At 68.1% G+C, this 13,220-nt stretch carries 11 protein-coding genes; 5 read left to right on the top strand and 6 right to left on the bottom strand.

Annotated elements, in window-relative coordinates; translation table 11 throughout:
* Window positions 1-25: 25 nt before the first annotated feature.
* Window positions 26-649, top strand: coding sequence for a flavin reductase family protein (locus tag ACWF4Z_RS19210; RefSeq protein ID WP_452244427.1), 624 nt, complete (start codon window positions 26-28; stop codon window positions 647-649).
* Between the two features lie 100 nt (window positions 650-749).
* Here the strand turns inward: ACWF4Z_RS19210 and ACWF4Z_RS19215 are convergent, their stop codons facing one another.
* Together ACWF4Z_RS19215 and ACWF4Z_RS19220 are read right to left on the bottom strand one after the other, a co-directional pair.
* Window positions 750-1,844 carry a YbfB/YjiJ family MFS transporter gene (locus tag ACWF4Z_RS19215; protein ID WP_452244428.1) on the bottom strand — a complete coding sequence of 365 codons (1,095 nt, stop codon included), beginning with the start codon at window positions 1,842-1,844 and terminating at the stop codon, window positions 750-752.
* Window positions 1,845-1,929: 85 nt separating this feature from the next.
* Window positions 1,930-2,715 carry a GntR family transcriptional regulator gene (locus ACWF4Z_RS19220; protein WP_452244429.1) on the bottom strand — a complete coding sequence of 262 codons (786 nt, stop codon included), beginning with the start codon at window positions 2,713-2,715 and terminating at the stop codon, window positions 1,930-1,932.
* 80 nt (window positions 2,716-2,795) lie between these two features.
* Here ACWF4Z_RS19220 and ACWF4Z_RS19225 point away from each other — a divergent pair, with 80 nt between their 5' ends.
* On the top strand, window positions 2,796-3,884 hold the full coding sequence (locus ACWF4Z_RS19225) for a YeiH family protein (RefSeq protein ID WP_452244430.1): 1,089 nt from the start codon (window positions 2,796-2,798) through the stop codon (window positions 3,882-3,884).
* Here the strand turns inward: ACWF4Z_RS19225 and ACWF4Z_RS19230 are convergent.
* A complete protein-coding gene (locus ACWF4Z_RS19230) occupies window positions 3,881-5,683 on the bottom strand; it encodes a glycoside hydrolase family 2 protein (RefSeq protein ID WP_452244431.1) in 1,803 nt (600 codons plus the stop codon). The genes ACWF4Z_RS19225 and ACWF4Z_RS19230 overlap by 4 nt on opposite strands.
* 169 nt (window positions 5,684-5,852) lie before the next feature.
* Window positions 5,853-6,560, bottom strand: a complete 708-nt coding sequence (locus tag ACWF4Z_RS19235; RefSeq protein WP_452244432.1) for a class I SAM-dependent methyltransferase — start codon at window positions 6,558-6,560, stop codon at window positions 5,853-5,855.
* 181 nt (window positions 6,561-6,741) lie between these two features.
* Here ACWF4Z_RS19235 and ACWF4Z_RS19240 point away from each other — a divergent pair, with 181 nt between their 5' ends.
* The 3 genes from ACWF4Z_RS19240 (at window position 6,742) to ACWF4Z_RS19250 (ending at window position 11,074) form a co-directional block, all read left to right on the top strand.
* On the top strand, window positions 6,742-7,686 hold the full coding sequence (locus ACWF4Z_RS19240) for a TRM11 family SAM-dependent methyltransferase (protein WP_452244433.1): 945 nt from the start codon (window positions 6,742-6,744) through the stop codon (window positions 7,684-7,686).
* A 123-nt stretch (window positions 7,687-7,809) separates the two neighbouring features.
* A complete protein-coding gene (locus ACWF4Z_RS19245) occupies window positions 7,810-8,598 on the top strand; it encodes a class I SAM-dependent methyltransferase (RefSeq protein ID WP_452244434.1) in 789 nt (262 codons plus the stop codon).
* A gap of 70 nt (window positions 8,599-8,668) precedes the next feature.
* Complete coding sequence (locus ACWF4Z_RS19250; protein WP_452244435.1) at window positions 8,669-11,074, top strand: hypothetical protein; 2,406 nt, start codon at window positions 8,669-8,671, stop codon at window positions 11,072-11,074.
* A 3-nt stretch (window positions 11,075-11,077) separates the two neighbouring features.
* Here ACWF4Z_RS19250 and ACWF4Z_RS19255 read toward each other — a convergent pair whose 3' ends face one another.
* Both ACWF4Z_RS19255 and ACWF4Z_RS19260 read right to left on the bottom strand, forming a co-directional pair.
* Window positions 11,078-11,944, bottom strand: coding sequence for an amidohydrolase family protein (locus ACWF4Z_RS19255; protein ID WP_452244436.1), 867 nt, complete (start codon window positions 11,942-11,944; stop codon window positions 11,078-11,080).
* A gap of 5 nt (window positions 11,945-11,949) precedes the next feature.
* Window positions 11,950-13,185, bottom strand: a complete 1,236-nt coding sequence (locus ACWF4Z_RS19260; RefSeq protein ID WP_452244437.1) for an ATP-grasp domain-containing protein — start codon at window positions 13,183-13,185, stop codon at window positions 11,950-11,952.
* Window positions 13,186-13,220: the final 35 nt, after the last annotated feature.

A 13,220-nucleotide genomic window follows, 5' to 3' on the forward strand; every position in this document is an offset into this window, starting at 1 on the left:
GCGATCGCCGCCTAGCGTCGACGACATGACCCACGTAACGATCGAACCTTCCATCCTGTACGTCGGTACGCCGGTCGCGCTCCTGTCCACCACCAACGACGACGGCACGATCAACCTCGCCCCGATGTCGTCGGCCTGGGCGCTCGGCGACGTCGTCGTCCTCGGTGTCGGGCTGCCCGGTCAGACCGCGCACAACCTGCAGAATCGGCCGGAGTTGGTGATCAACTACCCGTCACCCGCGCAGTGGGAGGCGGTCGAGCGGATCGCCGGCCTGACCGGTCGTCATCCGGTCCCGGAGTCCAAGCGGGCCCGATTCCGCTTCGAGCGGGAGAAGTTCAAGGCTGCCGGGCTGACTCCGGTTGCGTCCGAGCGAGTCGGGCCGCCGCGGGTCGCGGAGTGTCCGCTGCAGTTCGAGGCGACCGCGGCACAGGCCGAGGTCGATGCCGGCGGCAACTTCCTCGTGATCCAGGCGCGGGTGCTGCGGATCCATGCCGACGAGCGGATCGTCGTACCGGGAACGTCGTACGTCGATCCGTCCGCCTGGTCGCCGTTGATCTACAACTTCCGGCACTACTTCGGTCTCGGCGCCGAGCTCGGCGAATCCTTCCGCACCGAGACGCCTAGACGTCCTCCTGCCAGGCGCGGGTGATGTCCGCCTCGTCGAAGCGCCAGCCGTCGTCGGTGCGGACGGCGGTGTACTTCAGCCGCACGCCGGCGGGGCAAGATCCGCCAGTTGCCGGGCCAGGAGCTCACAAGATCTGCAGTGGTCGGGGGCGGACCAGGACAGCGCCCGCAGCGGCAAGGGCGACGACGCCGGCGCCGATCAGGAGCGCCTGGTGATATCCGTTGTGCAGCACGGGTCCGACCGCGAGCGGGCCGAGGATCTGGCCGATGCTGTAGCCGGTGGTGAGGATCGCGGTCGCGCGCGGGACCTGCAGTTCGGCGCCGATCGCGAGCGCGAGGTTCGCGATGCCGAGGAAGGTCGCGCCGAAGAGGGCCGCCGAGATCAGGGCCGGGCCGACTCCTCCGAGGAAGGCAGGCAGCGCGATCCCGACGGCTTGAAAGGACAGCGCGAGGAGTAGCAGTCCTGGCCGCGACCACCGACGGCTCAGCCGGGCCCAGAGGACACAGGAAGGCACGGCGGCCAGGCCGACGATGATCCACGCACTGCTGCCGACGCGGGCGGAGGCGGTTTCGTTGATCGCGGCAACGAGGAACGTGCCCGCGATGATGTAACCGATGCCCTCGAGTGTGTAGCTGATCAGGAGGGGCTTGAACCCCGCGCTACTGCGTCCTTCGATCGTTGCTTGAGGTGGTGGAGCACTAGGTAGGTACCAGGCGGGGATTGTGCAGATGATCGTGAGGATGGCCGCAATCCACCACGCCCGCCGCCAGTTGTCACCGACCAGGGCGATGCCCGACAGTGCGATGCCGGCACCGACGCCGCCGAAGATCCAGCCGACGTGGTGTGCGTGCAGCCGGGGGAGTACGGCGTTGATGGCGGTCACAAAGATCAGTGCGCTGGCGGCACCGGCAATCAGCCGCAAGCTCAGCCACAGGATGGCGCTGTGGCTCAACGGCATCAACGCCAGGGTTGCGGCGAGGACGAGCAGGGACAGTCGCAAGGACCACCGGGAGCGGGTCAGTCTCGGGACGACGATCGCGGCCACGGCGCCGGCCAGGTAGCCGGTGTAGTTGGCGGTCGCGACGGCTGCGCCGAGACGTGCGGTCAGGCCGGCTTGTGCGTGCATCATCGGGAGGATCGGGGTGTAGGCGAACCTGCCGATCCCCATCCCGCCGGCCAATGCCGCCGCACCCTGACACACCAACCGCCAGGCCTTCATCCACGCATCCCTTGGTTCACTGTTGCAGTGGCCGGCCGGTCGGGTGCAGCCCGGCCAGCATCTCATGCGTGTCTTCTCGGGCGGGCTACCAGCCCTGAGCCAGTGCTGTGGTCCGTGGGGCCGGGGTCAGGCGGTAGCCGGTGTTGGCGGAGAACTCTGCGGAGAGGGCGAAGCGATCGCCGCGGACGACTGTGTGCCGCCACTCGACCGGCCGGTTCTGCGCCGTACCCAGTCGGATGATCGAGAAGGCGGCGGCGTCGGCCGGGCAGTGGAGGAGGGCTCGCTCGGCCGGGGTGGGGTTGATCGCGCGGATGTCTTCGCGGCCGTGGTCGAGGCTGAGGCCGGTGCGGACGGCGAGCTCGTTGTAGAGGCTGGTGTGGGTGAAGTCGGCGGCGAGGAGTGGTTCGGCGAGGTCGGCCGGCATCCAGACCCGGTCCAGGGCCAGCGGCTCGTCACCGGCGTACCGGAGGCGCTCGAGGTAGAGCAGCGGGATGGAGGCCTCGAGGTCGAGCCGGGCTGCGATGACTCCGTCGGCTCTGACGTCGAGCGCCCGTACGACGCTGTGCTGGGCCAGGCCGGATGCCTCGACCGACGAGAACAGGCTGTAGAGCGCGCCCATCGGCTGCCGGATCTCCGGAGCGGTCGCGACGCGGGGCTGGCGGCCGCGCTCGGCCACGATCAGGCCGTCGCTGCGCAACTGTCCGAGCGCCTGCCGGACTGTGTGCCGGCTCACCTCGTACTCCTCGACCAGCGCGAGCTCGCCGGGGAAGGCCTGGTCGAACTCACCGGACCGCAGCCGCCGGACGAGATCCTCCTGCAGCTGCTTCCACAGCGACTGCCCACCGGAGCGGTCGAGCCTACGCACGGTCATCCGGTCCCTTCCCACTTGCCAAATGTCCGGTCATCTCCTAGCGTAAATGTGCGTACATTTACTCGAAAGGAGTCCGGGCCATGGTGCAGGTCGAGGTTAGGCCACCCACGCATCACATGCCCGCCTTCCACCACCCCCGGCTGCATCTCGGGAGTAGCCGTCGCCTCGGATCCGTCGTACGGCGGTTGCCGGGGCTCGCCGTGGTTCTGGTGCTGACCGGGGTTGCGATTCCGCTGGGGCGGGTGGTGCCGGTGATTGGTGGGCCGGTATTTGGGATCGTGTTGGGGGTTTTGGCCGGGCTGCTGGTGCCGGTGGTGCGGGCCGAGCGGTACCGGCCGGGGTATGAGTTCGCATCGAAGAATCTGTTGCAGCTGTCGATCGTCGTGCTGGGGACCGGCCTGTCACTTCAGCAGGTTGCGCGCGTTGGCGCGTCCTCGCTCCCAGTGATGCTCGGCACACTGGCGCTCGCGCTCGGTGGTGCCTGGGTTTTCGGCCGGCTGCTCGGCGTACGCGGTGACACGCAAACCCTGATCGGCGTCGGCACAGCGATCTGCGGCGCCTCCGCGATCGCGGCCGCAACCGCAGCCATCGGCGCGAAACGCTCATCCGTCGCCTACGCCCTCGCGACGATCTTCACCTTCAACGTCGTCGCCGTCCTCACGTTCCCCCCGCTCGGCCACCTGCTCGGCCTGAGCCCGGAAGCCTTCGGATTATGGGCCGGTACGGCGATCAACGACACGTCGTCCGTGGTCGCGGCCGGATACGCCTACAGCCACAGTGCAGGCGATCAGGCCATCGTCGTGAAGCTGACCCGTTCGCTCATGCTCGTGCCGATCGTCCTCACGCTCGTCATCCTCAAATCCCGCCGAGACGCCCGCGCATCGTCCGACCGGCAAGCCGTGAAGCTGCCCTGGCGGCGACTCGTACCCCTGTTCCTGATCGGCTTCCTCGCCGCCGCAAGCCTGCGGTCCGCCGGCCTCGTACCGACCGCCTGGCTCTCGACCCTCAGCCTGATCGGGACCTGCCTGATCACCTCGGCCCTGGTCGCGATCGGCCTCTCGCTACGACCCGCCGAACTGCGCGACGCAGGACCCCGGCCGCTCCTCCTCGGAGCGATCCTCTGGGTCCTGGTCGCACTCGGCAGCCTCGGCATCCAGGCGATCAGCTAGTCCTTCTCGTATGCCGCCTGCCGCGTCTGCACCGACTGGATCCGCGGCACGTCGAGCTTGCTGCTGCGATCGAACCGGTAGATCCCGTTCTCTTCCTGGAACACATCGGTCAGCTGCGTGTAGCAGTAACCGAACATGAACGAGTTGTCGAGCAACGCGTCAACCAGCCCGGCGAACCGGTCGTAGAACGCCTCCTCGTCCGCGACCCGCTGGCCGTAGCCCCAGGACTCCTTGTTGTCGTTCCCACTCGCCGCCGCGGCCTCCGGGTTCCACCAGATCCCGCCGAACTCGCTGCAGAAATACGGCTGACCGGCGTACGGCTGAGAAATGGGCCGTCCCTGCGGCCCACCGAGGTTCCCGTACGGCGCTCCGTCCGCAAGGCCGGCCATCTGCCGCGCGAACTCCGCCGGATCCTGCTCGTAGTTGTGCGAGTCCCACACATCCGTCTCCGGAACGCGGTGCGAATATCCGGACGCGTCCAGCACCGGCCGCGTCGTGTCCGCCGCTTTCGTGGCCAAGAACATCGCCCGAGTGACGTCGTCCAACTGAGTGATCCGGTCGTGCAGGTACTGGTGCGTCTCGTTCAGCGGGCACCAGCCGATGATCGACGGGTGGCTGTAGTCGCGCTCGACCGCCTCCAACCACTGCGCGACGTACGACGCCGTCGGCTGCTGATTGTCATCACCGGTGTCGGCGCCCGAACCCCAGTCCGCGAACTCGCCCCAGACCAGGTATCCGAGCCGGTCCGCGTGATACAGGAACCGCTCCTCGAACACCTTCTGGTGCAACCGCGCGCCGTTGAACCCGGCCGCGATGCTCAACTCGATGTCGCGTACCAGCGCCTCGTCGGCCGGCGCCGTCATCAGGCTCTCCGGCCAGTACCCCTGGTCCAGCACGAGCCGCTGGAACACGTGCTTGCCGTTGATCAGGATCGCCTGACCGTTGATCGACACGGACCGTAGCCCTGCATAGCTGTCCGCAGTGTCCACAACGTTGCCGTCGGCATCGATCAGTTCGAGGGTGACGTCGTACAGGTGCGGATCGGCCGTGTCCCACAGCCGGACCTTGTCGGCCGGGAGCTGGAGGGTGAGCCGCGGCGCGAAGTCGAGGTCGGCGCGGACCTGCGCCGTGGTGACCTCGCCGTCGGCGTCTTTGAGGGTCGCGCGGACGGTGTAGCCCGGCTTGTTCGCCGAGACCGGTACGGCGAGGTGGAACGCGGAGCCGGCCACATCCGGGGTGATCCGCGGTCGATTCAGGTGCACGGTCGGGACGGCCTCGAGCCAGACGGTCTGCCAGATGCCGGTGGTCCGGGTGTAGTGGCAGTCGCGGTTGAAGTAGAGCTGCGACTGCTTGCCGCGGGCCTGCGATCCGTACCGCGGGTCGCGGGCGCGGACCACGATGGTGGCCACCTCGCCAGGCTTGGCGACCTTGCTCAGGTTGGCGCTGAACGGTGTGAACCCGCCGCGATGCCGGACCACCTCGACGTCGTTCACCCACACGGTCGCGTCGTGGTCGACCGCCTGGAAGTGCAGGACGGCGTCCTTCCCGGTCCAGTCGGCCGGGATCGTCACCGAGGTCCGGTACCAGACCGCCTCCATGAAGTCGACGTCCTCGATCCCCGACAACTTCGTCTCCGGCGCGAACGGCACGGTGATCCGCTGCGTGAGCTCCCGCTCGCGAACCCCGCGCTCCAGCCCGGAGTCCGACCGATCGATCTCGAACTGCCACTCGCCGTTCAGATTCACCCACTCCGCCCGGACGAACTGCGGACGCGGATACTCGGCACGAGGCTGGGACATAGACACTCCCGATCACTGGAACCCTGCGGACATCGACGAGAGTACAACGTTGGAATGAGTCGCAGCAATGGTCGCGCCGACGCCCAGGCCATCACAATCCCGCCATCGACGGCTCGCCCCGCGGGGGGTCGGGCGACGTGGGTGATTGTGATGGCCTGGAGAACGGGGATCAGCGGGTGAAGAGGGCGGCGTTGAGGAAGTCCGGGGCGAAGGTGTCGGCGCGGTCGTCGCGGACCGGGCGGAGCTCGACCGGAGTGAGAGCGGAGAAGATGCTCTCCAGGTCGGACAGCTCGAACGACATGCCGCCGGCTGTGTCGCCGGTGAGGACGACCTCGCGGTCCGGTGGGGTGTCTACGCGTCCGGCGGCGAACGTGACGATGCCGAAGCGACCGCCGGGGCGGACGGCGGGGAGGACGCGTTCGAGGTAGGTGATCCGGCGGTGGGGTGCGAGGTGGTGGAAGCAGCCGGAGTCGTAGACGAGGTCGAACGGGCCGACCGGCAGCGGGTCTCGCAGTACGTCGAGAGCCGTGAGTGTCACGGTGTCCGGCATGGTCGGCCGGACAGCGTCGAGCAGGCCGACGGCCAGATCGATGCCTTCGACAACCGCTCCTCGGCCGGCCAGCCAGCGGGTGTTCCGTCCGCCGCCGCAGCCGATGTCGAGGACTCGTGCGCCGGCGAGATCCCCGAGGAGACCGCGGTCCTGCCAGTCGACCAACGGCTCGTCCGGAAGCTGGGTTGAGAGTGGATGGCCTGGGGTCGACAGGAGCTCGGACCAGTATCCGGCGGCGGCGGGATGGGACCGGTCGCCTCGGCCGCTCGCCTCCACTACCTGATCCAGAACCTCGAGCAACTGATCAACCGAGTAGATGCGCGTCACCTCCGAATTCTACCCGCGAAAACCATGTGAATACAGGGGATCCGGTCCGTTAGGCTCACCTCGATGATGCGTTTCTGAAGGCGCGCTTTTCAGCGGCGGGCTCGGCCGGGAGGCCGGTCCGCGGGCTGTGCGTGCCGCGCTTCGACCCAGTTGTCGATCGCGACTCTTCAGGGGCCTCATCGTGTTTGCTGTTTCCGGTCGTCTTGTCCTGCGTACGCTGGACGGCGCGGCAGATCTCCTCGTCGAGGAGCTTCGAGCTTTACCTTCCATCCGGTCGATCCGGCAGGTGTCCGCGGTCGCGGTGGAGTGTGTCGTGGACGGGCGGCTCGGTGGGCTTGCCGCCTGCGCCTTGTACTCGACAGCCGCGATCCCGTTACCCGGCAGAGATCTCGAGGTGCTCACGGGCCTGGGGTCGGGGATCGGATTCCGGGTCGGCGTTCGTGATCCGGACGTTCGGCAGCGGCTGATCGCCGCGGTCGAACACCGCCTCGGGTGGGTGAATCGACCAGGGGCTTGGGATGTGAACCTCACCCAGACCGACGACGGTTGGTGTGCCGAGCTCGGTCCCCTGTCCTGGGCGCGACGCTTCGGTGCGCTCGAACGGTTGCCGTGGTCAACCAACCTGCTCGTCGCCGAGGTCCTCGTCCGGCTCGCCAAGGTCGGGCCGAAGGACCGCGTGGTCGATCCGTTCTGCGGGACGGGGACGATCCTTCGCGCCGTACGTCGACGCGAGCCGTCCGCCCGGGTCATCGGCGCAGACCACGATCCGCACGCCATCGCGGTGGCTCGCAGAAACGGTGTCACGGATCTAACGCAGGCCAAGGCGGAACGACTCCCGCTTCCGGCCGGCAGTGTGGATCGCGTCATCACCAACCTCCCGTTCGGCAAGCAGGTAGGCAGTCATCACGCCAACCGGACCCTCTATCCAGCGGTCCTGTCCGAGCTCAGCCGCGTCCTCACGCCGGACGGTCGAGCCGTCCTCCTCACCGAAGACAAACGCCTCCTCCGCCAGGCAATCGACCACCAGCCAAACCTCAAACTCGTCCGTCACCGCCTCCTCGCCTACAACGGCGCCACCCCCACCGCCTACGTCCTCACCCGCCCCCGCCGCCGCCGAACCAGGTGATGACCTGCAGGGGATCCGATCCCGAGTGGGCGGGATGGGTTGGTATCGGGTGGTTGGTGGTCCAGTGGGTGGGCTGGTCTTGCCTTAGAGTTCCTATTAGGAACTTACTCAAGGAGGAGTGACATGAGTACCCAGGTGTCAGGGCGATCGTCGGACGGCAGTGCGGGGGACGCCGATTACGGGCGGATCGGCGACGGCTACACGAACTACCGCCAACCCGAGCCCGAGATCGCCGCAGCTGTGCACGCAGCGATAGGCGACGCGCGGACCCTGCTGAACGTCGGCGCCGGCGCGGGGTCGTACGAGCCGCTGGATCTCGAGGTGGCGGCGGTCGAGCCGTCGGCGCAGATGCGGGCGCAGCGGCCCAAGGGTCTGGTGGAGGCGATCGACGCGACGGCCGAGAACCTGCCGTTCTTCGACAAGGCGTTTGACGCGGCCATGGCCAGTTTCACCGTGCACCAATGGAGTGATCTGACGAAGGGCCTTGCCGAGGTACGACGGGTGACGACGGGACCCGTCGTGGTCTTGACCGGCGATCCCGCCCTCCTGCAGCGCTTCTGGCTGTACGAGTACGCGCCCGAGGTGATCGAGACCGAGGCCCGCCGCTACCCGCCGGTGGACGCGATCGCCGCAGGTCTCGGCGGCGGTGAGGTCACGCTGCTGCCGATCCCGCTCAACTGCAGCGACGGCTTCGGCGAGGCGTACTACGGTCGCCCCGAACGACTCCTCGACCCCGGCGCGCGCAAGGCGAACTCGGCCTGGAGCTTCGTCGGTCCCGAGGTCCACGAACGCTTCGAGCGCCAGCTCGGCAGTGACCTGGCCGACGGCACCTGGGACAAGAAGTACGGGCACCTACGCAGCCAGTCCCACTTCGAAGGCTCGCTGGCGATGATCGTCTCGCCGGGTCCCTGAGACAGCACGCCGTGACCCAGCCCTGCGCCAGGATGTCCGCGTACGGCGCGTCGTGAGGAAGGGCTGGCTAATGGCTGACGGACGGGATCGGGAGGCCGAAGCCGGTCGGCTGGCCGCCGCGGTGACGGCGTTCGCGCAACATCCGGACGCCGTCGTCCACGTCGTGGCTCGCGATTCGGAGGCATGGCAGCGATACGCCACCTGGGCCGGAGAGCAGTTCGCCGAGACCGACACCACCTTCGAGCTCCTGAACCATGTCGCCCCCGGAAACAAGGACCGCAGCCCGGTCCTCCAAGCCCGGCAGGCGGCGAAGCAAGCCTTCGAGGGGAGCGCCGAGCACGTCGTGGTCGCGACGCTCGGGGAGAGCCGGATGTTCGCCGTCGCCGCGTTCGAGCGCAGCGGCAACGAGCTGAAGATCGTCGGTGCCGGCTCGACCCATCCCTCGTTCGGCGTCGAGGTGCCCGCGCCGGCCGCGACGTTCCACGGTCGTGAAGGGCTTGCCTACATGCTGACGATGCGGCCTCAGCTCGGCGGCCGGCGGACAGACGGCATCCCGACGCCCGAGGAGCTCGACGCCGCGGTCTGGTACGCCGTGAACAGCATTGCCGCCCGCGACGAGCGCGCCGTGATCGACTCCGTGGCGTCGAACACCTGGCGCGATCCGGGTTCGGCGGTCGGCGGGCGCGAGGTGACCTGGACCGCGCCCGAGGTCAAGGCTCTCGCGAATACGGCGTCGAGCCAGGTGCCGGCGAGCACGGCTTTCCAGAGTCTCCGGACGTGGACGGACGATCTGGCTGAGAACCGTCTCTGGGCGAGAGCGGCGCGACGGCAGCTCGACAACGGCGTGACCGTCAGCGTTCTGTCCGACGAGCTGGAGGGGGCCGCTCCGGACGACGGTGAAGAGGCCCGCGGCGCGCGGTGGATGTTCGTCCTCGACACGAACGGCGTCACGCGGTCGACAGCCACTCTGCAACGGGCGTCCGACGGCCGGGTGGTGCTGCAGGGCGTTGTCGAGGGGACGCCGGGCGCGAACACACTGCTGACGCTGATGGGATACCGGGAGGCGGCCCGGCTCGGCGTGGGTCTGGAGCACCGCAGCGCGGGAGAGCCCGAGCATCAAACCGTGACCACCTACTCCGGGCCGAGGATTCAGACCATCATGCACAACCTCCGCACGGTGGTCGGCGATCGACTGGCCGACCTGCCCAGCTCCGGCTGGGAGGACGCCGGTACGGCGGGTGCCGGAGTTGACGACGTGGCCGAGGCGGTCGGGCGCTTCCGTGATTCCGGCGGTGACGTCCTTCGGCTCACCCCGGACGACCCACGGTTCGAGACGCTGCGGAGCCGGGTCGGGGACCTGGTCGAGCTGGAGCGCCTGAGCGGTGAGGTCGATCCGCAACTGACAGGTATGTGGCAGGCCCTCAACCCCGAGCCCAGCATCGACGTTCTCACCGGGAAGCCCCTTGAAGGGCAGTACCCGCACGGTACGACGGTCGCCGTGGCGATCTCGCCCGACGGCGAGCCGCTCGCCGCCGTCGGCTACCGCAGCTCCGGCCCGCGGATCGAGCTCGGTGCCGCCGGCAGCCAAGCCGGTATCGGGTCCGATGCGGTCACAGCCGTAATTGTCGACGGTCCCTTCCGGTCCAGTGACGGTCACCCGGTCGGTGGCTTCGCTGCGACGGAGATCGCCGAGCTCTACCAGCAAGCGGGCGCGAGGGTCGGGGGTGCGTCGGCGCTCGATGCGGAGTGGCTGACGAACGTCGAGCTGAGCGGCGCGACGGCCGAGGAGCTGGTCGACACCGCGGATGCGCTCAATACAGGGCTTCGGCCGGTGGATCTCGACAACCTGGCCGCCGGGTTGCGCGGCTTCCAGGACTCCGGCGCGCAACTCGCCGTACTCTCCCATGCGGATCCGGACGACCGGGCTCGGCTTGCTTACGTCTTCCAGGCGGTAGGGAGCCCGTTGGAGAACGGCGTGACGGGCGGCCCGCCGGCTCTGGGCGAGGAGGAGGACGATCCGCACCGGGCGACGATCGCGGTGGTCAAGGACGGGAAGATCGAGGACTGGGCGACACTCGATGCCCGACCAGGACAGCCGATCGAAATGGTCGACGGGACGAAGACCCACGACCTCGCGAACCTGACTGCGATTCAGTGGTGGGTTGCCAACCATCAGGCCCGGCTGGGGCGCGACATGTGTGTCTCCGAGCCGCTGTTCGCCGCGACCGACCCCTGGGGTGGCGGCGATGTGCGGGACGCGGACACGTCGGTCAAGGAGGCGAAGTTCATGGTCGACGGTGTCCACCGCCGAGTAGGCGACGGGCTGGACGCGATCGCCGAAGGTGCGGGTGCTGAGCCCTCGGTCTCCTTCAACAGCAAGGCGATCCGGGTCCCGACCCAGCCGCAGCGGCCGGATCAGTCTCGCGGGCCGCATCGGCCGGATCGCAAGCGTCCCGACCGCGGTACGGGCCGCTAGGCCCTACACACCCAGCAGGCGGGCGCCGTTGATCCGGCATACGGCGCGTAGCCAGTCGGCGCCGAGGTCGAGGGATTCCAGGGACGAGAGTTGGACGGCGTACTCGTACGGAATGTTGGGGAAGTCGGACCCGAGCACGATGCGGTCCTGCAACTGGCCCAGCCGCGGGATCAGGTCGCGCGGGAACGGCATCAGCGACTCGGTGAACGGCGTCAAGGCCATCGTGGTGTCCAGATGGACATTCGGGTACGACGTGAGCGCCAGGTGCTCGGCGTACTCCGGCATCCCGAGGTGCGCGATGACCGCGGTCAGCTGTGGGTGCTTCCGCAGTACCTCACCGAAGGGACCGGGGCCGGTGTGGTTGCCGGGGATCGGCCCGGATCCGCAGTGCACGACGACGGGTACGCCGGCCTCGGCCAACTGACCCCAGACGTCGTCGAGCTCGTCGGTGCGCGGATCGTAGCCACCCACCTGGACGTGGACCTTGAAGATGCGGGTGCCGAGCTCGAGGGCCTCGCGCACGTAGTCGGCCGCGCCGGGCTCGGGGAAGAACGTCCCGCTCGGCACACACCCGGGCGTCGACGCGGCGAAGTCGCGAGCCCAGCCGTTGAGCCAGGCCGCCATTCCTGGCTTGTGTGGATAGACGAGCGCCGGAAAGGCCCGAACGCCCAATGATTCAAGGGTTTTGAGCCGTTGCTCGACCGACGTCCGATAGGTGATCGGCCATGGTGTCCCGTAATGCTCCACGGCCTGATCGAAATACGACCAGACCGCATTCATCACTTGGTCGGGCAAGAAATGCACATGGATATCCACGAGCCCGTCCAGCCCGAGCCGCTGCCACCATTCCGGAACGTCTGCGTCGCGCACGCTGCCTAGCTTGCCTGATCCGCAAGCCAGAGGTTCGTGAGGCCTTTGAAATGGGCAAGGAACTGGTCCTGCTCGTGCACGGGATACGTGCCGGCTACGGTCTCCCGGACCAACCGGTCGAAGTCCGGGCCGGCGACCCAGTCGCGGACGCGCGCGTCGAAGTCGCCCAGGTTCTCGGCGCACCACTCGTGATACTTCGCGGTCTCGAAGTGCTCGTCGGCCAGCGCGAGGTACGCCTCGAGTTTGGCGTCGTCGTCGAGGGACTCGTCGTCGGCGATCGCGAAGTACCGCTCGGTGTGCAGATCGACCTTGGTACGCCGGCCGGTCGCGAGCGAGAACACCGACCACTTGACCAGTGCGCTGATCGCCCACGGGAAGTAGTAGTGCAGCGAGGTCACCGCGACGTCCGGGCAGGCGTTCGCGTAGTCGATCGGGTGCACTGAGTCGCCCTTGACCAGCATCTCGCAGGAGTTGAACTCCCAGCCGAAGAACGCGTTGACGATCCGGCTGATCGCGACCGCCTGGTGGCCGGCCGACGGGCTGAGGAAGTCGTAGGAGACGGCGTACCGGTTGTGCATCGGCTCGTCGGGGCGGAAGTCCATCACCATCGTCTCGGCGCCGATCGAGAGCGCCCGGGCGAACTTGTCGTACTCGACGGTCGCCTGCAGGTGCATCAGCATCTCGCCGGACTCGTCGTACGCCTTGTGCAGGTCGTCCTGGTTGTTGATCCGGGAGACTCCGCGCCAGCCGCCGCCGTCGAACGGCTTCATGTACATCGGGTAGCCGAGGTCGGCCGCGATCGCGTCCAGGTCGAAGGGCTTGTTGTACTTCGACGAGGTGTAGGCCCAGCGGACGTTGTCGACCGGGTTCTTGTACGGGACCAGCACGGTCCGCGGGATCTTCAGGCCGAGCCGGAGCATCGCGCAGTACGCCGAGTGCTTCTCCATCGCCTGGAAGGTGAACGGGGAGTTCAGCAGGTAGGTGCCGTCCATCAGCGCGGCCTTCTTGAGCCACTCGCGCGGGTGGTAGTACCAGTACGCGAGCCGGTCGATCACCAGCTCGACCCGGACCGGATCGTTGAGGTCGAACGGCTCGATGGTCAGTCGCTGGGACTCGAACTCGTGGTCGTGCCCGTCGACCGACACCGGCCCGACCTGGCGCAGCAGCGCCTCGAACGCCTGCGGCCAGTCTTCCTCGGCCCCGAGCAACAACCCGATCAAATGGCGAGAGCGGTCAGCCACGAATACTCCTAAGGTCGGCGGGGCTTGGGACAGGG

This window comes from Kribbella sp. NPDC055071 (assembly GCF_053608045.1).